This is a genomic window from Streptomyces antioxidans (assembly GCF_000968685.2).
Lineage (GTDB): Bacteria > Actinomycetota > Actinomycetes > Streptomycetales > Streptomycetaceae > Streptomyces > Streptomyces antioxidans.
On sequence record NZ_LAKD02000047.1, the window covers coordinates 41482 to 64982 of the forward strand.

16 protein-coding genes and 1 pseudogene are annotated in these 23501 nt (G+C 71.4%); 11 read left to right on the top strand and 6 right to left on the bottom strand.

Annotated elements, in window-relative coordinates; translation table 11 throughout:
- Positions 1 to 41: 41 nt before the first annotated feature.
- The 4 genes from VT50_RS18990 to VT50_RS19005 all read right to left on the bottom strand — a co-directional run bounded on the left by VT50_RS18990 (position 42) and on the right by VT50_RS19005 (position 7784).
- On the bottom strand, positions 42 to 761 hold the full coding sequence (locus tag VT50_RS18990) for a class I SAM-dependent methyltransferase (protein WP_046089203.1): 720 nt from the start codon (positions 759 to 761) through the stop codon (positions 42 to 44).
- Positions 758 to 3268: an ATP-binding SpoIIE family protein phosphatase gene (locus VT50_RS18995; protein ID WP_078840917.1), complete on the bottom strand. Its 2511-nt coding sequence runs from the start codon at positions 3266 to 3268 to the stop codon at positions 758 to 760. Before VT50_RS18995 ends, VT50_RS18990 begins: the two co-directional genes overlap by 4 nt.
- A gap of 1214 nt (positions 3269 to 4482) precedes the next feature.
- Entirely contained in the window at positions 4483 to 6837 is a 2355-nt protein-coding gene (locus VT50_RS19000) for an MFS transporter (RefSeq protein ID WP_420822205.1), read from the bottom strand.
- Positions 6838 to 7340: 503 nt separating this feature from the next.
- Positions 7341 to 7784, bottom strand: a complete 444-nt coding sequence (locus VT50_RS19005) for an SRPBCC family protein (RefSeq protein ID WP_046089202.1) — start codon at positions 7782 to 7784, stop codon at positions 7341 to 7343.
- A 159-nt stretch (positions 7785 to 7943) separates the two neighbouring features.
- Between VT50_RS19005 and VT50_RS19010 the strand changes: the two genes are divergently transcribed.
- A complete protein-coding gene (locus VT50_RS19010) occupies positions 7944 to 8996 on the top strand; it encodes an Rv2578c family radical SAM protein (protein WP_046089201.1) in 1053 nt (350 codons plus the stop codon).
- A 72-nt stretch (positions 8997 to 9068) separates the two neighbouring features.
- Here VT50_RS19010 and VT50_RS19015 read toward each other — a convergent pair whose 3' ends face one another.
- A complete protein-coding gene (locus VT50_RS19015; protein ID WP_046089200.1) occupies positions 9069 to 9776 on the bottom strand; it encodes a HEAT repeat domain-containing protein in 708 nt (235 codons plus the stop codon).
- A 394-nt stretch (positions 9777 to 10170) separates the two neighbouring features.
- On the opposite strand from VT50_RS19015, the gene VT50_RS19020 reads away from it, so the two are divergent.
- The 9 genes from VT50_RS19020 to pssA all read left to right on the top strand — a co-directional run bounded on the left by VT50_RS19020 (position 10171) and on the right by pssA (position 21193).
- On the top strand, positions 10171 to 12009 hold the full coding sequence (locus VT50_RS19020) for a 3-hydroxyacyl-CoA dehydrogenase family protein (protein ID WP_075200494.1): 1839 nt from the start codon (positions 10171 to 10173) through the stop codon (positions 12007 to 12009).
- 115 nt (positions 12010 to 12124) lie between these two features.
- Positions 12125 to 12955 carry a TetR family transcriptional regulator gene (locus VT50_RS19025; RefSeq protein WP_046089198.1) on the top strand — a complete coding sequence of 277 codons (831 nt, stop codon included), beginning with the start codon at positions 12125 to 12127 and terminating at the stop codon, positions 12953 to 12955.
- Positions 12956 to 13420: 465 nt separating this feature from the next.
- The gene (gene ccrA / locus VT50_RS19030; protein ID WP_046089197.1) at positions 13421 to 14794 is read left to right on the top strand and encodes a crotonyl-CoA carboxylase/reductase; all 1374 of its coding nucleotides are present in this window, start codon (positions 13421 to 13423) and stop codon (positions 14792 to 14794) included.
- The gene (locus VT50_RS19035; protein ID WP_075200493.1) at positions 14794 to 16812 is read left to right on the top strand and encodes a protein meaA; all 2019 of its coding nucleotides are present in this window, start codon (positions 14794 to 14796) and stop codon (positions 16810 to 16812) included. The genes ccrA and VT50_RS19035 overlap by 1 nt, the downstream gene beginning before the upstream one ends.
- On the top strand, positions 16809 to 17789 hold the full coding sequence (locus VT50_RS19040) for an HpcH/HpaI aldolase/citrate lyase family protein (RefSeq protein ID WP_046089196.1): 981 nt from the start codon (positions 16809 to 16811) through the stop codon (positions 17787 to 17789). The genes VT50_RS19035 and VT50_RS19040 overlap by 4 nt, the downstream gene beginning before the upstream one ends.
- A gap of 3 nt (positions 17790 to 17792) precedes the next feature.
- The gene (locus VT50_RS19045) at positions 17793 to 18299 is read left to right on the top strand and encodes a MaoC family dehydratase (RefSeq protein ID WP_046089195.1); all 507 of its coding nucleotides are present in this window, start codon (positions 17793 to 17795) and stop codon (positions 18297 to 18299) included.
- A gap of 1 nt (position 18300) precedes the next feature.
- Positions 18301 to 19503 (top strand): acyl-CoA dehydrogenase family protein, encoded by a 1203-nt coding sequence (locus VT50_RS19050; RefSeq protein WP_046089194.1) that lies wholly within the window; start codon positions 18301 to 18303, stop codon positions 19501 to 19503.
- Positions 19504 to 19683: 180 nt separating this feature from the next.
- Positions 19684 to 20340 (top strand): phosphatidylserine decarboxylase, encoded by a 657-nt coding sequence (locus tag VT50_RS19055; protein WP_046089193.1) that lies wholly within the window; start codon positions 19684 to 19686, stop codon positions 20338 to 20340.
- Positions 20327 to 21193, top strand: a complete 867-nt coding sequence (pssA, locus tag VT50_RS19060; RefSeq protein WP_206269432.1) for a CDP-diacylglycerol--serine O-phosphatidyltransferase — start codon at positions 20327 to 20329, stop codon at positions 21191 to 21193. Before VT50_RS19055 ends, pssA begins: the two co-directional genes overlap by 14 nt.
- A gap of 118 nt (positions 21194 to 21311) precedes the next feature.
- Here the strand turns inward: pssA and VT50_RS19065 are convergent, their stop codons facing one another.
- Complete coding sequence (locus VT50_RS19065; RefSeq protein ID WP_046089192.1) at positions 21312 to 22445, bottom strand: glycerate kinase family protein; 1134 nt, start codon at positions 22443 to 22445, stop codon at positions 21312 to 21314.
- Between the two features lie 297 nt (positions 22446 to 22742).
- Here VT50_RS19065 and VT50_RS19070 point away from each other — a divergent pair.
- Positions 22743 to 23496: pseudogene (locus VT50_RS19070) on the top strand (SIR2 family NAD-dependent protein deacylase).
- Positions 23497 to 23501 lie beyond the last annotated feature (5 nt).

Here is a 23501-nt window from a genome sequence, read left to right on the forward strand (position 1 = left end):
TGTTCCCGCCTGCGGTGCGCGGGGGTGCCCGGCACGGCGGACTACGCCCGCGCGACCACGAACCAGCGGGCCGGCAGCTCGACCCGGGAGCCGTCCGGCCACTGCTCCGTTTGGGCCAGCGCCGTCGGTCCGTCGGCCAGGATCTCCAGCCCGGCGTCCGCCAGCACCTCCGGAATCTCCTTGTCCGCCGCGTCGGCGGGCCGCAGCCCGTGGTCGAAGACCCGGCGCAGCTTCGGCGGCGGACCGCCCGGGCTCGCCGCCAGCTCCCCCAGCACGGCCTTGGACCGGGCCGTCAGCTCCACCACGAACCCCCGCCCGCGCCGCCCCAGCAGCGTGGCCACCGCCCCAGCGACCGGATGCCGGTCGGCGGCGTCGCTCTGGTGGATGACGGCCCGCATGTACACGTTCGTGTCGCCGAGCCGCCGGGCCAGGTCCGCCACGGCGGCCGCGTCCGTCAGGCTCAGCCGCCGGTACTCCGCCGCGCCCGCCGGATCGGCGCGCCGGGCGTGCTCCACCGCCGCCTGGGACAGGTCCACGCCGACCGCCCGCCCGAAGCGGGAGGCCAGATAGCGGGTCTGGGTGCCGTTGCCACAGCCCAGGTCGACGATCGGCAGCGAGGTGTCGGAGTGCGGGGTGAGCAGGTCCAGATGCGGGGCGGCGCTCAGTGAGGGGTCCGCGTCCCAGATGGCGTCCCCCGGGGCGTCCGAGGTCTCCCGCCAATAGCTCTCCCACGCCTGCCGGTAGCGCTCCGAGACGCTCATCGCCGCTCCCCTGGGTATGCCGACGCCTGCTCTGCCGGATGTGCCAACGCCTGCTCGAACCACACCGTTTTACCGCGCCCCGTGCGGCTCGTCCCCCACTCGCGCGCCAGTTCGCTGATCACCCGCAGCCCGCGCCCGCTCTCGTCCTCGCGGTCGGCGCTCAGCAGCGCCGGGAGTTCGTGGTCATCGTCGGTGACCTCGCACAGCAGGGCTTCGGTGCGTACCAGGCGCAGCCGCACATGGTGGGTGTGGGCGTGCCGTATCGCGTTGGTCACCGCCTCGCTCACCAGGAGCTCGGCGGTCTCCACCGACTCCGGCAGCCCCCACCCCAGCAGCCGCTCGCGGACGAGCCGCCGGGCCCGCCCGACCTCGCTGGGGTCCAGCGCGAGCCGCCACTGGGCGACGTCCTCGGCCGGTACGCCGTTCAGCCGGGCCATCAGAAGCGCCACGTCGTCCTTACGGCCGCCACGGCCGTCCGTGTCGCGGGCGGCCGTGGCCAGCGCCCGGATGATGGTGTCGCAGGCGTCGTCCATGGACGCGGCCGGATGTGCCGCGGACTCGCACAGCGCGGCGATCCCGGCGCCGATGTCCTGGCCCCGCACCTCGACCAGGCCGTCCGTGCACAGCACCAGCCGGTCGCCGGGCGCCACCCGCACCGTCGCCGTCTCGAAGGGCACCCCGCCCACGCCGATCGGCGCCCCGGTGGGCAGGTTCAGCAACTCGCTGCGGCCGTCCTGGGCCCGCACCAGTACGGGCGGGATATGGCCCGCGTTGGCGAGCACCAGCTCGGAGCCGACGGGGTCGTAGACGGCGTACAGACAGGTGGCCAGATAGTGCTCACCGAGCCGCTGGGCCAGATCGTCGAGACTGCGGAGCAGTTGGGCGGGCGGCAGGTCGAGCGCGGCCATGGTCTGCACGGCGGTGCGCAGCTGGCCCATCATCGCCGCGGAGGTGAGCCCGTGCCCCATGACGTCGCCGACCACCAGCGCGGTGCGCGACCCGGGCAGCTTGATGGTGTCGAACCAGTCTCCGCCGACCCGGCCCAGCCGGGTCCCTGGCAGATAGCGGGTGGCGGTGTCGCAGCCCGCCATGCGCGGCGTCACCTGCGGCAGCATGCTGTCCTGGAGCGTCTCGGCGACGTTCTCCTGGTAGGTGTACATCCGGGCGTTGTCGAGGACGAGCCCGGCGCGGGCGGCCAGTTCGGCGCCGGTCGTACGGTCCATGTCGTCGAACGGCTCCCGCCCCGGGCGTCTCAGCAGCACCATGAAGCCCAGCACCACATCGCGCGCCTTGAGCGGCACGATCAGGATCGACCGGCCGTTGATCAGGGGTCTGAGGTCGCGCTTCTCGAACTGCCCGGCGATACGGTCGCCCACCTCGTCGCTGATGTGCGGGATCAGCACCGGCTCGCCGGTGACCATGCACTGGAAGAACGGGGTGTGTTCGGGGAACGCGATGCTCTCCCCGACCGGCACGGTGTCGTCCCAGCGGCCCGGTTCGTCGTTGTGCTCGACCCAGACCCGGTGCCAGACGGTGGTGACGTCGGGCGGGCCGTCGGGGAACCCCTCGCCCGCCAGGACCTGGGCGCGCAGATGGGTTCCCGCGAAGTCCGCGAAGCGCGGGACGGCGGCGCTGGTCACCTCGCGGATGGTGCGGGCGAGGTCCAGGGAGGTGCCGATGCGGCCACTGACCTCGTTGAGGAACTCCAGCCGCTCACGGACCGCCGCGTACTCCAGGTCCACCTCGCCGGGGTCCGGCGAACGCTCGGGGGCGTGCTCTGGATCCGGTGCGCCGTCCGCCGCGAGCGCGCGCCGCCGTACGGTCTCCTGGCGCGCCAGGCGCTCGCGATAGCGGGGCATCCCCCAGTCCGGCGTCACCGGAACGCGCTCGTGGTGGCTGATCTCCAGGACCGGATAGCCCAGTTCCAGCACCTGGGCCACGATCCGCCCGGCGGTGGCCGGGCCCATGTTGGGCAGGATGTCCGGCAGCCGGTCCGCCAGCCGCTCGGCACCGGGGAACTCGGTGTGCAGCGCGAAGCCGGGCCCGATCCGCTCGTCCCGCCCCAGCGCGTCCCCGCCCACCGCGTTGGCGTCCGCCGCCAGCACCAGCAGCCGCTCCGGCCCCGGGCCCAGCAGCGGATACGCCCACCACAGGACGTCCACCTGGCCGGGGCTCGGCCCCGCCATGCGGGCCCGCCCCGCGGTGGGGTAGTGCACGGGGCCGAGCCGCGAGTCGTCGAGCTCCTGGCTGCCCGTCGCGTCGTCGCGCACCTCGGCGCCGCGTAACGCCCCCGAGACCGGCATCAGGTCGACGGCGGGACGGCCGACGGCCTGTTGGCGCGCGGGTCCGAAGAGCCTGCGCGCCCCCGAACTCCAGTGCGTGACCCGCCCCTCGGCGTCGATGACGACGACCGCGAGCGGCATCCTCCCGTGGACACCCCTGCGCTGCTCCGGCACCACGGGCGATTCGCCCTGGCCGTCGTCGCAGCGCGACGTGCCGTACTCCATAGGCGGAAGACTCCTTCGCACGCAAGATCTGCGACAGCGCTACCCACGGTACGGCTGTCGCGGGCGGCTGCGGGAGGCAATACCCGAATAGGTGTCATGTGCGGGTACGACGCGCGAGGTGCGCCTTCCGGCGGGTCTTTCCCCTACCCGCCCCTTCCCGCAACCAGGGGCACCGCCCCTGGACCCCGGACCCCGGACCCCGGGCTCCGGGCCCCGGGGCGGAGTACCACCGCGCGGCAAAGCCGCACATCGCCACGGCGGCAGAGGGCGAAGCCCCGGCCCGGGGTGGCCAGGGCGTGCGTGACGGTCGGGTTGGCGCATGGCCCGTGGGCAACACCCCGGACCGGGCCAGGGTCTGGGCCGGAGCCTTGGACCGGGGTCCAGGGCCCGAGGTAAAGCCCCGCATCGGGGCTGGGCCAGAGCGCCACCGCGCGGCCGAGCCGCAAATCGCCGCCGCGGGTAGGAGCGAAGCCCCGGACCGGGCCAGGGCCTGAGGCGGAGCCCCTGGCCCGGGGGTTGGGGGGAGCGCCACCGCGCGGCGGAGCCGCAAATCGCCACCGTGGCAAGGGACGAAGCGCCCGCCCGGGCCCAGGGGCGGAGGCGAAGCCAGGGCCCAGGGTCTGGGGCGGGGCTCCCGCCGGGCGGCGGAGGCGCGTATCGGCACTGCGGGAAGGGGAACAACCCACCCCGGTACACCGTCGTGGCGGACGCCCGCACACCGCCGAGCCGTCCGACCGAGGCCCGGGCCGAAGCCCCGGTTCCGCTTCGCCCCTGGCCCCCAGGGTCGGGGAGCCGACCGTCGCCACGCTCAACTCACCCAGCCGGGGCCTGGGGCCGAGCCCCAGTTACGGGAAGGGGCGGCGCACACAACCGAGTCATTCGGCCGAGGCCCGGGACACAGACCCGGCTCCACCCCGACCCCTAAACCCCAACGGTCGAGGACCCAACCGTCACCCCGGTCAACCCACCACCCCCGGGGCCTGGGGCCGAGCCCCAGTTACGGGAAGGGACGGCGCACACAACCGAGTCATTCGGCCGAGGCCCGGGACACAGACCCGGCTCCACCCCGACCCCTAAACCCCAACGGTCGAGGACCCAACCGTCACCCCGGTCAACCCACCACCCCCGGGGCCTGGGGCCGAGCCCCAGTTACGGGAAGGGGCGGGGAGGGGACAGCCCGCCGCAGGCGGCACGAGCCGCCGTCCAACCACCCCCTAGTCCTCGTAGCCCAGTTGGAGATCGCGCTCCGTGCGGCCACCGCCCGCGACCTGGAGGACCGTCGCCACCGGCGGATAGCCGGAGGCGATCACCGTGTACTCGCCCGCCGACAGGTCGATGAAGCGGAACGCGCCGTCGGCGCCCGTCGTCGCCGTGTCGACCACATTGCCCGCCGCGTCCAGCAGCGTGACCCGGGCGTCCTCCACCACCCGGCCGCCGGTGGCCCGGACGACCCCGCGCAGGACCGCGCCACCGGCCAGTTCAACGTCCTGCCTGGTCTCCCGGGCGGCCTGGACGGTGATCGGGAGTGCGGCGGGGCGGAACGCGGGGGCGCTGGCGGCGAGGGTGTACTCACCCGCCACCAACTCGTCCATCACATAGTCCCCTTCCCGCCCGCTGCGGGTGGCCGCGACGACCTCGCCGCGGACATCGGTCAGGGTGACCGTCGCCTCCCTTACGGGTGTGCCGTCAGCCGTAAGGACGGCACCGGCGAGCCGCCCCGCGCCGCCGAGCACCACGTCCAGCTCGACCGGCCGGTCCCCGACGGTGACGCTGACCGCCCGCGGCTGGTGGCCACCTGCCGCCGCGATCAGGACGTACGACCCGGCGCCCGGTGTGCTCAGCGCGTACCGCCCGTCCTCCCCGGTGGCACCGCGCCCGATCTGGCGTCCGCCGATGTCGATGAGGGTCAGGGCCGCCCGTGGGACCGAGGTGCCGTCGTGGTGCTGGACCGTGCCACAGACCGGGACGCCCGCGGTGGGTGGCGGCGCGGTCGGCGAACCGGCCGCTGCGTGCCGGGGCCCGGCGCCCGTGCGCGCGGCGGGCACCACCGGGTCGTGCAGATCTTGCGGGTCTTGCTGGACGGCATAGTCGGTGTGGGACACCAGAGGTTTCTCCTTCAGGAGGAAGGCGAGCAGGAAGCCCAGGACGAGCACCGGCACGAGATAGAGGAAGATCCGCGGCATGGCGTGGGCGTACGCCGCGATGTAGCCGTCGCGCAGGGCGCCCGGCATGGCGTGCACCATCTGCGGGGTGACCGAGTCGGGGTCGGGCAGACCGGTTCCGTCGCCACCGCTCCCGTACGCCGCTCCGGAGGGCAGGTCGACCCGGAGGCGGTCGGTGAGCCGGTTGGCGAAGAGCGTGCCGAAGACGGCCGCGCCGACGCTGCCGCCGATCTGCCGGAAGTAGTTGTTGGCGCTGGTGGCCGAGCCGAGGTCGGCCACGGGCACGGAGTTCTGCACCGCGAGGATGAGCACCGGCAGGACGAGCCCGATGCCGAGCCCGAGGACGCCCATCCACAGGCTGTAGTCCAGGCGGCGGGTGTCCTCCTCCAGCCGGGAGAGCAGCCACATCCCGGCGATGGAGATCAGCCCGCCGACGACGGGGAAGACCTTGTAGCGGCCGGTGGTGCTGATGAGCTGGCCGGAGAGGATGGAGGCCAGCACCATGCCGCCCATCATGGGCACCATCAGCAGCCCCGACTCGGTGGCCGAGACGCCGTCGACCATCTGGAGGAAGGTCGGCAGATAGCTGGCGGCGCCGAAGAGCGCGACGCCGATGACGGCGCCGATCAGCCCGCTGACGCAGAAGACCGAATCACGGAACAGCCGCATGGGGATGATCGGTTCGGGGACGACGCACTCCGCGACGACGAAGAGGACCGCCGAACCCACCGCCCCCAGGGCGAGCCCGAGGATGACGCGGGAGCCCCACGCGTACTCCGTGCCGCCCCAACTCGTCAGCAGCACCGCACAGGTGGAGAACAGGGACAGGAACAGCGCGCCCAGATAGTCGAAGCGGGCCCGCCGCGGCGGCTCGGGCACCTTGAGGACGGCAGCCACGACGGCGAGGGTGAGCAGCCCGAAGGGGACGTTGACGTAGAAGCACCAGCGCCAGGAGGCATGGTCGGTGAAGAACCCGCCGAGCAGCGGCCCGGCCACCGAGGCGAGACCGAACGCGGCGCCGATGATCCCCATATAGCGGCCACGTTCCCGCGGGGGCACAATATCGGCCATGATCGCCTGGACGCCGATCATCAGACCGCCGGCGCCCACGCCCTGTACCGCCCGGAAGGCGATCAGTTCCTCCATCGTGCGTGACCAGCCCGCGAGCGCGGATCCGGCGATGAAGACGACGATCGCGAAGACGAAGACGCTCTTACGGCCGATGAGATCGCCCAGCTTGCCGTAGAGCGGCAGCACGACGGTGACCGCGAGGAGGTAGGAGGTCACGGTCCAGGACATCTTGCCCAGGCCGTGGAGTTCGCCGACCACCTCGGGGAGGGCGGTGGCGACGATGGTCTGGTCGAGCGCCGCGAGCAGCAGCGCGAGCATCAGCCCGAAGAAGACCATCCGCACCCGGGCCGGGCTGAGCGGTGCGGGCGCCGGACCGGCGCCGTCCGCCGGGGGCGGCGCCGCCCCCGCCCCGGCGCCGCCGGTTTCGGTTGCGTCGTCGGTGATGTGGGCGGGAGGGCCCGCCGGTTCGTGCCCGCCGTGCCCGTGGCTCTCTCGCCGCTTCGGCACGGTGGCGCCGGTGGTCCCGGTGGGTCCGCCCACGTCCTTCTCCCCTCGTCACATCTGCGCCGCCCATTTCTCGCATCACGCGCAACGGGGGGCAAACAGCGACGAATCGCCAACGAGGGGCCGCGGACGGCATTCGCCCCGGTGAGAGTGTGTACGGGGGTATGCGGGACCGCGGAGAAAACCACCCGAACCGGTGAGTGCGACATTCGGTCCGGGAGAGGGAGCCGGGGAGGGCTCAGGGCGCCACGGGCACCCTGAGCGGCGTCATGAACGGCGCCGCAAGGGCGTCGCGAACTGGGTTGTGAACGGCGCCAAGAACCGCGCCACAGGCGCTATTCGGCCGTCTCGGCGGCGAGCTTGGCCAGCAGTCCGTCGTAAATCCGGGCCAGCCCCTTGGGGGCGAAGGTCCGCTCGAAGAAGCCGCCGATGCCGGTCGCGCCGGTCCAGGTCGAGGTGACGACGACCCGCGACTTACCCTCACCCGCCGGGGTGACGGTCCAGGTGGTCACCATCGAGGAGTTGCGGTCCTTCTCGATCAGCTGGCCGTCGGACGGCTCGGAGACCTCCAGCAGGCAGTCGCGCACCCGCTTGCTGGTGGCCTGGAGCTTCCAGTGCACGACGGTGCCCTCGCCGTCGCCGCCCTCGCGCACCTCGTACTCGCTGAACTGCTGCGGGAGGAGCCGGGGGCGAGTGTCGCGGTAGTCGGCGAGTGCGTCGAACACATCCTCGGGCTTACCCGTGACGATCCGCTCCGTGGTGGCCTCGACCTGCCCCATCGCATTTCCTTCCGCCCTCGACGTGGCGCCTTCAGCCCATGGCGCCCTGACAGGCGCAAGCCAACCACCTCAGCGGCACCGGCCCAAATCCGGGGTTGACGAAAATCAATCACACATGTGTTCTATTGTGGTATCGAGCGAGACCCGGAGGTGGCTGCGATGCGCTGGGACAACCTGACCCGAGACGACGCGGCGGCCACCCCCGCCCTCTTCGCCGCGGACGCGGTGACCACCCGCACCTTCGACACCCCGGAGTTCCGCGGCATCACCTTCCACGAGATCCGGGCGCGCTCGATCATCAACCGGGTGCCCGGAGCCTCCCGGATGCCGTTCGAGTGGACGGTGAACCCGTACCGCGGCTGCAGCCACGCCTGCGTGTACTGCTTCGCGCGCAAGACCCACAGCTATCTCGACCTGGACACCGGGATCGGCTTCGACTCCCAGATCGTGGTGAAGACCAATGCGCCGGAGCTGCTCCGCCGCGAGCTGGCCTCCCGCCGCTGGACCGGCGAGCACATCGCCATGGGCACCAATGTGGACTGCTACCAGCGCGCCGAGGGCCGGTACCAGCTCATGCCCGGCATCCTTACGGCGCTCACCGAGCGCACAAACCCCTTCTCGATCCTCACCAAGGGCACCCTGATCCTGCGCGATCTGGAGCTGCTGCGGCGGGCCTCGCGCGTCACCGACATCGGCGTCTCGGTCTCGGTCGGCTTCACCGACGGCGAGCTGTGGCGCACCGTCGAACCGGGCACGCCCTCGCCCGAGCGGCGGCTGGACGCCGTACGGACGCTGTCCTCCCACGGGATCCCGTGCGGGGTGCTGATGGCCCCGGTGATCCCCTTCCTCAGCGACTCCCCCGAGCAGCTGCGGGCCACCGTAAGGGCGATCGCGGAGGCCGGTGCCAGCTCCGTGACCCCGCTGGTGCTCCATCTGCGCCCGGGCGCCCGCGAGTGGTTCACCGCCTGGCTCACCCACCACCACCCACGGCTGCTGCGGCGGTACGACGCGCTGTACGAGGGCGGGGCCTACGCCCCGAAGTGGTACCAGCGACGGATCACCGGGATGGTGCACGACTTCGCCGCCGAGTACGGCATCGGCCCGTACGCGTCGGGGGCCCACCGCAAGGTGTCCGAGGAGTCGGACGCCGGGACCGGGGAGGAGCCGGACGCCGGGGCCGGCTCGCCACCGGCCCAGCTGACCCTGCTCTGAAAACCCGGTCCGGCGTCACCGCGGCCCGCCCAGGTGTCACCGGTGCTCTGGAAAGCCCGCCCCACGCACCCCTCACGGCACCCGCGCCTCACCCACCTTCTCCGCCGCGCCGCCCTCGCCCACCTTCTCCGCCGCGCCGCCCTCGCCCGCCGGCTCCGGCGCGCCCCCGCCCGTGACGGCGCCCTCGCCGGTGATCCGGGCCAGCGCGGCCGCCGCCGCGGCGCTGAGGCGCAGGTGCTCGGCGGCGGCGGTCAGGGCCGGGATGGCGCGCTCGTCGCCGATCGCGCCCAGGCCCTCCACACAGGCGCGGGCGATCGCCCAGTGCCGGTCACGCGCCGCCAACTGCCGTTCCAGGGCGGCCACCAGGGCCGGTACGGACTCCGGGGCCCGCAGCTCGACCAGCAGCCGGATGGGGTGCAGGGAGTACGCGGTGCGCAGCGGGTTCGTGGCCAGGGCGGCGGCGGCCCGCGCGGTGCGCGGATCGCTGAGGCGGGCCAGCACCCGGGCGGCGGTCGCACAGCGGGCCGGTTCGCGGTAGTTGAGCAGGAGGACGAGGGTTTCGAAGGCCCGGCGGTCTCCGGCGCTGCCGAGCACGAAGGCGGCCGTCTCCCGGGCCCACAGCGGCTGCTCCGGCGCGACGAGGATGCGGGCGAGCTGTTCGCGCGCGGCAGGGGTGCCCTGGCGCACGAGCGCGAGCAGTGAGGCATGGGCCGCGGTTTCCTGCGGGGTTGAGAGCGAGGCCCGTACCCGCTCCGTCAGCGTCCGGAATTCATCGTCCATACGAGGTCTCCCCTCCCCGGTGGGCCGTGTTCCGGCACGGCCTCACTGTGAGCTCTGGCATCTTGGTTACCCGCGAGTTAATATGGCGACACGAGTAGCACCCCTGCTCCGGCGGCCTGGTGACGCAGCCGCCTTGTGTGACGTCGGTTCGGCAGTTCCAGAACAGCAGTTGAGGCACGGCCCCGGGACAGGGCCGGCCGCGTGTCTCCCACGGGCAGTTTCCTCCGTGCGGCGCTGTCCGTAAGGGAGCGTGCAAGCCCTTCCACCGGGGATTCGTGTCAGCCGCACCAGCCCCCCGCGCGTGCGTGGCGTGAACGGCAGTAGTGGCATGACACGAGCTCCCCTCAGTCGTCACTTCATCCCCGCATCCGGGGAACACCCTCTGGAGTCCGCGATGGACCGTCTCCCACACACCGGCGTCAGCACTACGTCCCCCTCTGATCTCTCCCCCTCCCGGGCCCCGCTCACTACTGTCGCCGTCGTCGGGCTCGGCACGATGGGCACCGGCATCGCCGAGATCCTGGCCCGGACGGGCCGCGAGGTGATCGGCATCGACATCGACGAAGGCGCCTGCCGCCGCGCCGTCACCGCGCTCGAGGTCGCTACCGCCCGTGCCGTGGACCGCGAGCGGATCGGCGAGCCGGAGCGGGCCGGGATCCTCGGCCGCTTCCGCGTCTCCACTGATCTGCGCGCCGCCGCCGGCGCGGAACTGGTGATCGAGGTGGTGCCGGAGGACTACGACACCAAGCACGAGGTCTTCGCCGAGCTGGACACCGTCGTCAGCCCCTCGACGATCCTCGCGACCGGCACCAACGCGCTGTCGGTGACCCGGCTGGCCGCCGAATCCGCCCATCCGGAGCGGGTCTTGGGCCTCCACTTCTTCAATCCGGCGCCCGCGATGAGGCTCGTGGAGGTCGTCTCCAGCGTGCTGACCGCCCCCGCGGCCATCGACGCGGTCACCGCGCTCGCCCGCGACCTGGGCAAGGAGCCGGTGGCACTCGGCGACCGGCCCGGGTTCGTGGCCGACGGGCTGCTGTTCGGCTATCTGAACCAGGCCGCCGCGATGTACGAGGCCAAGTACGCGGCGCGGGAGGACATCGACGCCGCGATGAAGCTCGGCTGCGGGCTGCCGATGGGCCCGCTGGCCCTGCTCGACCTGATCGGCGTCGACACCGCCCGCACCGTCCTGGAGGCCATGTACGCCGCCTCCGGCGACCGGTTGCACGCGCCCGCACCCATCCTGGGGCAGCTCGCCCAGGCCGGGCTCACCGGCCGTAAGGCGGGCCGCGGCTTCTACACCTACGAGGCGCCGGGCAGCGGCACCATCGTCCCGGACGCCGCGACGGCCGAGGGGGCGCACTCCACCGAGGGGGCGCGCCCCGTGCGCGCCGTCGGCGTCGCCGGATCGGGCACGATGGCCTCCGGGATCGCCGAGGTCTTCGCCAAGGCGGGCCTCGAGGTGGTGCTGGCGGGGCGGACCCTGGAGAAGGCCACGGCGGCGAAGGCCCGGATAGCGAAGTCCCTGCAGAGGTCGGTGTCCAAGGGGCGGATGACCGAGGAGGCGCGGGATCAGGCGCTGGCGCGGGTCGCCCCGGCCGACGCGCTCGACGCGTTCGCCGAGGTGGATCTGGCCGTGGAGGCGGTGGCCGAGGACCTGGTGGTCAAGCAGGAGCTGTTCCGGGTGCTGGACAAGGTCTGCAAACCGGGCGCGGTGCTGGCCACGACCACCTCCTCGCTGCCGGTCGTCGCCTGCGCACGGGCGACCTCGCGCCCGCAGGACGTGGTGGGCCTGCACTTCTTCAACCCGGCGCCCGCGATGAAGCTGGTCGAGGTGGTGCACACCGTGCTGACCGCGGACGAGGTGCGCGCGACCGCGCACGCGGTGTGCGCGGCGGTGCGCAAACACCCGGTGGACTGCGGCGACCGGGCGGGCTTCATCGTGAACGCCCTGCTGTTCCCGTACCTCAACAACGCGGTGAAGATGGTCCAGGAGCACTACGCCACCCCGGACGCCATCGACGCCGCGATGAAGCTGGGCGGCGGCTATCCGATGGGCCCCTTCGAACTGCTCGACGTCGTGGGGCTCGATGTGTCGCTGGCCATCGAGCAGGTGCTGCACCGGGAGTTCCGCGAGCCGGGCCTGGCACCGGCGCCGCTGCTGGAGCATCTGGTGGCCGCCGGGTGCCTCGGGCGGAAGACCGGGCGCGGCTTCCGCGAGTATGCCCAAGCCTGAGTACGCCTCCGGGTGGGGCGGACCGTCTGACTCCGGCTCCCGGTGGGGCGGGCTGCTGGAGCCTTCCACCGGTCTGCCCCCGCACCGGCACTCACAAGCGTGTTACGTTCCCCACATGTCCCAGCCCGTGAAGGCCACGCGTACGGAGCGTACGAAGCGAACCCCCTCATCCGGTGGCGGCGAGAGCGCGGGAAGCCGCCGCGCCGCGGCCCAGCGTCTGTCGATGCGCCGCAAACTCGCGGCCGCGGCGATGGAGTTGTTCGCGACGAAGGGGTACGAGGGGACGACCGTCGACGAGATCGCGGCCAGGGCGGGGGTGGCCCGGCGCACCTTCTTCCGGCACTTCCGCTCCAAGGAGGAGGCGATCTTCCCGGACCACGATGACACGCTGGTGCGGGCGGCGGCGGTGCTGGACGCGGCGCCTCCGCACGAGAACCCCCTCGACACCGTGTGCCGTGGGATCAAGGAGGTCATGCGGATGTACGCGGCCTCGCCCGCCGTCTCCGTGGAGCGCTACCGGCTGACCCGTGAGGTACCGGCGCTGCGGGAGCGGGAGATCGCCTCGGTGGCCCGCTACGAGCGGCTGTTCACCCGCTATCTGCTGGGCCACTTCGACGAGGGTGCCCACCACGACGGCGATGACGATCCGCTGCTGGCCGAGGTCGCCGCGTCGGCCGTGGTCACGGCCCACAACCATGTGCTGCGGCGCTGGCTGCGGGCGGGCGGCCAGGGCGATCTGGAGTCCCAGCTGGACCATGCCTTCGCGATCGTCCGCGAGACGTTCGGGAGCGGCATCGGGGGACGCCCCGCCGTGGCCGGGGCCGTGGGGCGCCCCGCGGCGGCGGTCTCGGCGTCGGAGGAGGACGAGGTGGTGGTGATGGTGGCGCGGACGGACGCGCCGCTGACGGAGGTCATGCGCACCATCAAGGAAGCGCTGCGCCGGTAGCACTGTCGCTTGGGGTTCGCCCGGGTCGCTGGTCCTGGGGTGCCCTCAGGATGGAGGGCCGGATCTGCCCCTCCCGCGGGCGGCGGTCAGTCGCCTGGAAGCCGACACGATCCCGTACGCACAACACAACGGCCGCCCTCATGCGAGGGCGGCCGTTGTTGCTCATATGTGCACTGGGGATGACAACTGAGGGAAATTGTTGGCACCCAGTGTCTTGCGAGGTGGCACAGCGTGCCATACGGTAATGGTGTCCGGGCGGCCGGCGCGCTGCCAACCTCCGTGCGCCGGCTGTCCCCGCAAGCCGTATCGCGCGCCCGGACGACGCCTGCGTCACCAGGCTTCCGGCGCCACCCGCGCCGCATCGAGCACCACCTCCGCCGAACCGACGGCACCGCAGCAGCATCACCCGTCACGAGCCCAGCGTTCCCTCAGGCGTCCCCTATGGACGCTTCGCCGGAGGCACCGATGAACGAGATACTTGACGCGATCCTGGCGTCGGACACAGCACCCGAGGAATTCGCGGCACTGCGCGTCCCCGAGTCGTACCGCGCGGTGACCGTGCGCAAGGACGAGGCCGAGATGTTCGCGGGCCTCACCACCCGGGAGAAGGACCCCCGCAAGTCATTGCACGTGGACGAGGTGCCGGTGCCCGAACTGGGCCCCGGAGAGGCGCTCGTCGCCGTGATGGCCAGCTCGGTCAACTACAACTCCGTGTGGACCTCGATCTTCGAGCCGCTGCCGACCTTCGGCTTCCTGGAGCGTTACGGCAGGCTCTCCCCCCTGGCCAGGCGGCACGACCTGCCGTACCACATCATCGGCTCCGACCTCGCGGGCGTCGTGCTGCGCACCGGCCCCGGTGTGAACTCCTGGAAGCCGGGCGCCGAGGTCGTCGCGCACTGCCTCTCGGTCGAGCTGGAGAGCGCCGACGGCCACAACGACACCATGCTCGACCCCGAGCAGCGGATCTGGGGCTTCGAGACCAACTTCGGCGGGCTCGCCGAGATCGCGCTGGTCAAGTCCAACCAGCTGATGCCCAAGCCACAGCATCTGAGCTGGGAGGAGGCGGCGGCCCCTGGCCTGGTCAACTCCACCGCCTACCGGCAGCTGGTCTCCCGTAACGGCGCCGGGATGAAGCAGGGCGACAACGTCCTGATCTGGGGCGCGAGCGGCGGGCTCGGCTCGTACGCCACCCAGTTCGCGCTGGCCGGCGGGGCCAACCCGGTGTGTGTGGTCTCCTCGCCGCGCAAGGCCGAGATCTGCCGGCGGATGGGCGCCGAGGCGATCATCGACCGCACCGCCGAGGACTACGCGTTCTGGAAGGACGACGGCACCCAGGATCCGCGCGAGTGGAAGCGGTTCGGCAAGAAGATCCGCGAGCTGACCGGCGGCGAGGACGTGGACATCGTCTTCGAGCACCCCGGCCGGGAGACCTTCGGCGCGTCCGTCTACGTGGCCCGTAAGGGCGGCACGATCGTCACCTGCGCCTCGACCTCCGGCTACACCCACGAGTACGACAACCGCTATCTGTGGATGTCGCTGAAGCGGATCATCGGCTCGCACTTCGCCAACTACCGCGAGGCGTGGGAGGCCAACCGGCTGATCGCCAAGGGCAAGATCCACCCGACGCTGTCCAAGACGTACCGGCTGGAGGAGACCGGCCAGGCCACGTACGACGTCCACCACAACCTCCACCAGGGCAAGGTCGGCGTGCTGTGCCTGGCCCCCGAGGAGGGCATGGGCGTGCGTGACCAGGCGATGCGCGAGCGGCACATCGACGCCATCAACCTGTTCCGTGACGACTTGTCGGAGCGGACCAACAAGCACAGCAGGGACATCTGATGAGTGGCGCACCCCGCCCCAAGGACCGCCCCTGGCTGATGCGCACCTACGCCGGGCACTCCACCGCCGAGGCGTCCAACGAGCTGTACCGGCGCAACCTCGCCAAGGGCCAGACCGGGCTCTCGGTCGCCTTCGACCTGCCCACCCAGACCGGCTACGACCCGGACCACATCCTCGCCCGCGGCGAGGTGGGCCGGGTCGGCGTCCCGGTCTCGCACCTGGGCGACATGCGGCGGCTGTTCCAGGAGATCCCCCTGGAGCGGATGAACACCTCCATGACGATCAACGCGACCGCGATGTGGCTGCTGGCGCTGTACCAGGTCGTCGCGGAGGAGCACGGCGCCGATACCGCGGAACTCCAGGGGACGACGCAGAACGACATCGTCAAGGAGTACCTGTCGCGGGGGACGCATGTCTTCCCGCCGGGCCCGAGCCTGCGGCTGACCACCGACATGATCGCGTACACGGTCAACCACATCCCCAAGTGGAACCCGATCAACATCTGCAGCTACCACCTGCAGGAGGCCGGGGCCACTCCGGTGCAGGAGATCGCCTTCGCGATGTCCACGGCGGTCGCCGTACTGGACGCGGTGTTCGCCTCCGGCCAGATTCCCGAGGACCGTAAGGGCGACGTGGTGGCCCGGATCTCCTTCTTCGTGAACGCGGGCGTCCGGTTCATCGAGGAGATGTGCAAGATGCGCGCCTTCGGCCGCATCTGGGACCGGATCACCCGGGAGCGCTACGGCATCGAGAACCCCAAGCACCGCCGGTTCCGCTACGGCGTCCAGGTCAACTCGCTCGGCCTGACCGAGGCCCAGCCGGAGAACAACGTCCAGCGCATCGTCCTGGAGATGCTGGCCGTCACCCTCTCCAAGGACGCCCGAGCCCGCGCCGTCCAGCTCCCGGCCTGGAACGAGGCGCTGGGCCTGCCCCGCCCCTGGGACCAGCAGTGGTCGCTGCGCATCCAGCAGGTCCTCGCCCATGAGAGCGATCTGCTGGAGTACGACGACGTCTTCGAGGGCTCCCATGTGATCGAGTCCAAGGTCGCCACCCTGGTGGAGGAGGCCGAGGCCGAGATCGAGCGGATCCAGGAGATGGGCGGGGCGATGGCAGCCGTCGAGACCGGCTACCTCAAGGCGCGGCTGGTGGCGTCCCACTCCGAGCGCCGGGCGCGGATCGAGGCGGGCGAGGAGAAGATCGTCGGCGTCAACTGCTACGAGTCCACCGAACCCAATCCGCTCACCGCGGACCTCGACACCGCGATCATGACGGTGGACCCGGAGAACGAGGCCCGGGTGGTCTCGGCCCTGCACACCTGGCGCGAGCAGCGCGACGAGGGACCCGCCCAGGACGCCCTCGGTGCCCTCCGTAAGGCCGCCGTGGGGACCGACAACCTGATGGAGGCCACCCTGCGCTGTGCCCGCGCTGGCGTGACCACCGGGGAGTGGGCCTGGGCGCTGCGCGATGTCTTCGGCGAGTACCGCGCCCCCACCGGGGTCGGCGGCGCGCCCGTGGCCGTCGCCACGGAGGCGGGCCCCCTGCTGGCCTCGGTCCGCGAGAGGGTCGAGAAGACGGCGGCCGAGCTCGGCGGCGGCAGGCTGCGGCTGCTGGTGGGCAAGCCGGGTCTGGACGGGCACAGCAACGGCGCCGAGCAGATCGCGGTACGGGCCAGGGACGCCGGTTTCGAGGTGGTCTACCAGGGGATCAGGCTCACCCCTGAGCAGATCGTCTCCGCGGCCGTGGCCGAGGACGTGCACTGCGTCGGGCTGTCGATCCTGTCCGGGTCGCACGCCGAGCTGGTGCCGGACATCCTGGACCGGCTGCGCACCGCGGGCGCCCAGGACATCCCCGTCATCGTCGGCGGGATCATCCCCGCCGCGGACGCGGCCGCCCTGCGCGCGGCGGGTGTCGCCGCCGTTTTCACCCCCAAGGACTTCGGTATCACGGAGATCATCGGCCGTATCGTCGATGAGATCCGCGCCGCCAACACGCTTCCCCCTCTGGAGGTTCTCGTATGACCGCCCCCGACCTCGCCGACGCGGCCAGCCGCCTGCGTCCGCGCCGCTCGTGCCTGGCCGTTCCCGGCTCCAATCCGCGCTTCCTGGAGAAGGCCCAGGGGCTCCCGGCCGACCAGGTCTTCCTGGACCTGGAGGACGCCTGCGCCCCGCTGGCCAAGGAGGACGCCCGGCACACCATCGTCAAGGCGCTGAACGAGGGCGACTGGACCGGTAAGACGCGGGTGGTGCGGGTCAACGACTGGACCACCCACTGGACGTACCGGGACGTCATCACGGTGGTCGAGGGTGCGGGCCCCAACCTGGACTGCATCATGCTGCCCAAGGTGCAGGACGCCCAGCAGGTCATCGCGCTGGACCTGCTGCTCACCCAGATCGAGAAGACGATGGGCTTCGAGATCGGGCGGATCGGCATCGAGGCGCAGATCGAGAACGCCAAGGGCCTGGTCAACGTGGACGGGATCGCCGGTGCCTCGCCGCGCCTGGAGACCATCGTCTTCGGCCCGGCCGACTTCATGGCGTCCATCAATATGAAGTCGCTGGTCGTGGGCGAGCAGCCGCCCGGCTATCCGGCGGACGCCTATCACTACATCCTGATGCGGATCCTGATGGCCGCCCGCATGCATGACCTCCAGGCGATCGACGGCCCGTATCTGCAGATCCGGAACGTGGACGGCTTCCGCGAGGTGGCCGGGCGCGCCGCCGCCCTCGGCTACGACGGCAAGTGGGTGCTCCACCCCGGCCAGGTGGAGGCGGCCAATGAGGTCTTCTCGCCGTCGCAGGAGGACTACGACCACGCCGAGCTGATCCTGGACGCCTATGACTACTGCACCTCGGCGGAGGGCGGCATGAAGGGCTCGGCGATGCTCGGGGACGAGATGATCGACGAGGCCAGCCGCAAGATGGCCCTGGTCGTCGCGGGCAAGGGCCGCGCCGCCGGGATGAGCCGTACGTCCACCTTCCAGCCCCCGGAGGCGTGAGCCATGCAGTTCGGCCGTACCTACGAGGAGTTCACGGTGGGCGACGTCTACCGGCACTGGCCGGGGAAGACGGTCACCGAGTACGACGACCACCTCTTCTGTCTGCTCACCATGAACCACCACCCGCTGCACATGGACAGCAACTACGCCGAGAAGACGACCGATTTCGGCAAGAACGTGGTGGTGGGTAACTACATCTACTCACTGCTGCTGGGCATGTCCGTCCCCGATGTCTCCGGAAAGGCCATCGCCAATCTGGAGGTCGAGTCACTGCGGCATGTGGCGCCCACCTTCCACGGCGACACCATCTACGGCGAGACCACGGTCCTGGACAAGACGCCGTCGAAGTCCAAGACCGACCGGGGCATCGTGCACGTGGAGACCAAGGGCTACAAGCAGGACGGCACCCTGGTCTGTGTCTTCCGGCGCAAGGTGATGGTGCCGACCGCCACGTACATCAAGGAGCGGGGCGGCGAGCAGCCGGGCCGCCCGGAGCTGGGAGGGCAGTGATATGAGCCGCCTCGCGCAGACGGAGGGCCTGACCGACATCCAGCGGGAGATCCTCTCCACGGTCAGGGATTTTGTCGACAAGGAGATCCTGCCGGTCGCGACCGAACTGGAACATCGCGATGAATATCCGACGGCGATCGTCGAGGGGCTGAAGGAACTCGGCGTCTTCGGGCTGATGATCCCGGAGGAATACGGCGGCCTCGGCGAGTCACTGCTCACCTACGCACTGTGCGTGGAGGAGATCGCCCGCGGCTGGATGAGCGTCTCGGGCATCATCAACACCCACTTCATCGTGGCGTACATGCTCAAGCAGCACGGCACCGAGGAGCAGAAGGAGTATTTCCTCCCCAAGATGGCGCTGGGCGAGATCCGGGGCGCCTTCTCGATGTCGGAGCCGGGCCTCGGGTCGGATGTGTCGGCCATCACCAGCAAGGCGGTGCCGGACGGCGACGAGTACGTCCTGAACGGGCAGAAGATGTGGCTGACCAATGGCGGCAGCTCCACCCTGGTGGCGGTTCTGTGCCGGACCGGTGACGGCCAGGAGGGGGTCGCGCCGCACAAGTCGATGACCACCTTCCTGGTCGAGAAGGAGCCCGGCTTCGGGGAGGTCCGGCCCGGTCTGACCATCCCCGGCAAGATCGAGAAGATGGGCTACAAGGGTGTCGACACCACCGAGCTCATCATGGACGGACTGCGCATTCCGGCCGATCGGGTGCTCGGCGGAGCGCCGAACCGAGGTTTTTACCAAATGATGGACGGAGTCGAGGTCGGCCGGGTGAATGTCGCCGCCCGCGGCTGTGGTGTGGCACGGCGCGCTTTCGAGCTGGGCGTTGCATACGCACAGCAGCGGCACACCTTCGGCAAACCGATCGCCCAGCACCAGGCCATCCAGTTCAAACTGGCCGAAATGGGAACAAGGGTCGAGGCGGCGCATGCGATGATGGTCAATGCGGCCCGGAAGAAGGATTCGGGCGCGCGCAACGACCTCGAGGCGGGAATGGCGAAGTACCTGGCGTCCGAGTACTGCAAAGAGGTCGTGGAGGACGCCTTCCGCATCCACGGCGGGTACGGCTTCTCGAAGGAATACGAGATCGAGCGGCTCTACCGAGAGGCGCCGATGCTTCTCATCGGCGAAGGAACCGCTGAGATTCAGAAGATGATTATTGGACGGAGGCTTCTGGAGGAATACCGAACCCAAGACTGAACGTCCCTTTTGGGGTGGTATCCGAGAGAAGAAGGTCACACCGCACCGAGGGTCTTCGGTCACTGACAAGCCACCGACGGGCCCTGGCGCTTGCCCAGTTACCGCTCGCAACCGATACCATCCCGTAAAGCCGCCGTCCCCAGTCTTGCGTCGCGGCACCCTCCGCTACGAAGGTCATTCATGCCCCACAGCCAATCCTCTGCACAACGCGACAGCCTGGCCGGTGTACGCCTCGCGCGCGGAGCGTCGCCGTGGCTCCTCCCGACCGTCGCCACCGCGGCGGTCAGCCTTGCTCGGTCCCGCCGCTCCGGACGCTGGACGGCGGTAGCCGTGCCCGCCACCGCGCTCGCGGCGGGCATGCTGTGGTTCTTCCGCGACCCGGAGAGAGAGATCACGCAGGGCCGTGTGATCTCCCCGGCCGACGGTGTGGTGCAGAGCATCATGCCGTGGAAGGACGGGCGCACCCGCGTCGCCATCTTCATGAGCCCGCTCAACGTCCACGTCAACCGCGCTCCGCTGGCCGGTACGGTGACCTCCGTGGAGCACATCCCCGGTGGCTTCGTTCCCGCGTTCAACAAGGAGAGCGAGAACAACGAGCGGGTCGTCTGGCACTTCGACACCGAGCTGGGCGACATCGAGATGGTCCAGATCGCCGGTGCCGTCGCCCGGCGTATCGTGCCGTATGTGCCGCAGGGCACGAAGGTCGAACAGGGTGAGCGGATCGGTCTCATCCGCTTCGGCTCGCGCGTCGACGTCTACCTCCCCGAGGGCGTCGATGTCGCGGTCGAGGTCGGCCAGGCCACCACCGCGGGGGTGACTCGCCTTGACCGTGATTGATCCCGATACGCAGGCCGCCTGGGTCCCCGAGGCCGAGATGGACGCGGCCGACGTCGACGAGACGGACGACATGCCGCTGTCGACGCGACTGTCGATAGCCGACACGCTGACCCTGGGCAACGCCACATGTGGCTTCCTGGCGGTCTACTTCACCACCACCGGCGTCCTGATCCCGCACCTCACGGGCAGCGAGGACGGCGGGATGACCCGGCACAGCGCCGCCTCCGCGGTGATGCTGATGCTGCTCGCCTCCGTCTTCGACCTCTTCGACGGGCTTGTCGCGCGGAAGCTGCGCAGCTCGGCGATGGGTGCGGAGCTGGACAACCTCTCCGACCTGATCAGCTTCGGGCTGGCCCCCGCGTACTTCGTCCTCGTCTGGGGGATGGTGTCCGACGACGCGTATCAGCGGGTGTCGGTGGTGGGCGCGATCGTGGTGCTGCTGGCGGTGGTGCTGCGGCTTGCCCGATTCTCCTGTGTCACGCTGCGTGACGGCGTGTTCCAGGGCATGCCGAGCCCATTCGGCGCCCTTACGGTCGTCTCGGTGGTCCTGCTGGGCCTGCCGTTCGTGCCGACCCTGCTGGCGATCGTGGGCGTCGCGTGGCTGATGGTGAGCCGGGTGGAGTACCCCAAGCCGCGCGGCCGCCTCGCGGTGGCCATGCTCGGCTGGATCGTCACCAGCATGGCGCTGCTGGCCGCCTGGGCCTTCGAGGCCCCCGGCGGTGAGCTCCTCCTCCAGTCGGCCTGCGCCCTCCAGGTCGTCATGGGCGCGGTGATCCCCCTCTTCGCCACGGCGCGCCGGGTGAACGCGTTCCGCGACAACCGCCGCGAAGCAAGGGCAGCCCAGCTGCCGTAGCGGCCGTCAGCCGCACCTGCCGGATGGGGTGGGCCCGAGCGTTGCGCTCGGGCCCACCCCATTGGCGTGTCCGGGTGGCCCGGCGGGATGGGGAACGAAACGCCCGGTGGGGCCGGTGTCAGGTGAGGAAGTCCGCCGCCAGGCGGTGGGCGGTGCGTTCGAGGAGGGGGCCCGCTTCGGCGATGCAGCGGGTCGGGTCCGGTTCCAGGTCGGTGAGGGCGTAGGCACGGCGGATGCCCGCGTTGCCCAGGGCCGCGGGGGCCAGCGCGAGGCGGCCGCAGACCGCGACCACCTCGATGCCCCGGGCGCGGGCCGCCGCCGCGACGCCTGCCGGGGCCTTGCCGTGGAGGGTCTGCTCGTCCAGCGAGCCCTCCCCCGTGATCACCAGGTCCGTGCCCTCCAGCGCGGCCGGGAAGCCGAGGACGTCGAGCATCACCTCGATACCGGAGCGGAAGGTCGCGCCCAGGCCGACGAGGGCGCCGAAGCCGATGCCGCCCGCCGCGCCCGCGCCGGGTGCGAGGGCACACTCGGCTGCCGTCGCCCCGACCGCGCGTTCCAGGACGCGCGCGTAGTGGGCGAGGGCGGCGTCCAGGGCCGCCACATCGTCCTCGGCCGCGCCCTTCTGCGGGCCGTAGACCGCCGCCGCGCCCTTCGGCCCGGTCAGCGGATTGTCGACATCGCTGGCCAGCACCGTCTCGGTGTCGGCGAGGCGCGGGTCGAGGCCGGACAGATCGGCCGTGGCGAGGTCGCACAGCGGGCCCCCGCCCGGTGCGACAGGGGTGCCGTCCTCCCGCAGGAAACGCGCACCCAGCGCGCTGAGCATCCCCGCACCCCCGTCCGTCGTGGCGCTGCCGCCCACGCCGAACACGATCGTGCGGGCGCCCGCGTCCAGCGCCGCGCGCAGCAGCTCCCCGCTGCCGTACGTGGTCGCGGTGAGCGGCGCGAAGACCCCGTCCGGCAGATGGCGCAGCCCGGATGCCTCGGCCATCTCCACCACGGCCGTGGTCCCGCGCAGCGCGTACGACGCCGTCACCGGCGCGCCCAGCGGCCCGGTGACCCTCGCCCCGCGCCGTTCGAACCCGGCCGCGACCGCCGCGTCCACCGTGCCGTCCCCGCCGTCGGCCACGGGCAGCGCGGCGATCCGCAAGCCCTCGCCGCCGCGGGGCGCGCCGCGGCGCAGACCCGCCGTGACGCGCTCGGCGACCTCCACCGCCGTGAGCGAGCCCTTGAACTTGTCCGCGGCGATCAGCACGCGCTTCGGGGGTGTCGCCTGCCCCTGCGCCCATGTCCTGGTCCCCGCCACGGTCTCGCTCCCGGTCCCGGTCCTGGTCCCTGCCGTGGATTCCGTCTTCGAGTCCTCCGAAGCCTCCGTCACCTTCGTAACCCCTCGCATTCGCACAGGTGGTCGCGCCGCTGTGACCCTATCCGGCGGGGCCGCACCGGTACACCCACCTCAGCTGGGAGCCCGCCCGCCCACCGCCGCGGCGGGCTGTGGCCGCTGCCGCACCGGTGCTCGCCGTCGGCCGCGCGGCGTGCGTACGCTCACCGCATGAGCAGCGAGACGACGCACCGGCCGATGGTGGCGATCCTCAGCGGGGCGGGCATCTCCACCGACTCCGGAGACCCCCGACTACCGCGGTCCGCAGGGGCTGTGGCGGCGCGATCCCGAGGCCGAGAAGCTTGTGACGTACGAGTACTACATGACCGACCCCGAGATCCGGCGCCGCTCGTGGCGGCTGCGGCGCGACAGCGAGGCGCTGGGCGCCCGGCCCAACGGGGCGCACGAGGCCGTCGCCCGGCTGGAGCGCTCGGGGGTGCCGGTGCGGGTGATCACCCAGAACGTGGACGGGCTGCACCAGATCGCCGGGATGCCCGGGCGCAAGGTGCTGGAGCTGCACGGCACCGCGCGGGCCGTACGGTGCACCCACTGCGAGGTGCGGTCCGGGATGGACGAGGCGCTGGAGCGGGTCGCGGCGGGTGAGGCGGATCCGGCGTGCCGGGAGTGCGGCGGGATCCTTAAGGCGGCCACGGTGATGTTCGGGGAGGGCCTCGATCCGGAGGTACTGACGGAGGCGGTCGCGGTGGCGCAGGCGTGCGAGATCTTCATCGCGGTCGGCACCACCCTGCAGGTTCAGCCCGCGGCCTCGCTCGCCGGGCTGGCCGTTGAGCATGGCGCCCGGCTGGTCATCGTCAATGCGGAGCCGACGCCGTACGACGAGCTTGCGGATGAGGTCGTGCGTGAGCCCATCGGTGTGGCGCTGCCCGTCCTGTTGGACCGCATCGCCGTGGGTGACGGGGGCTGATCGCC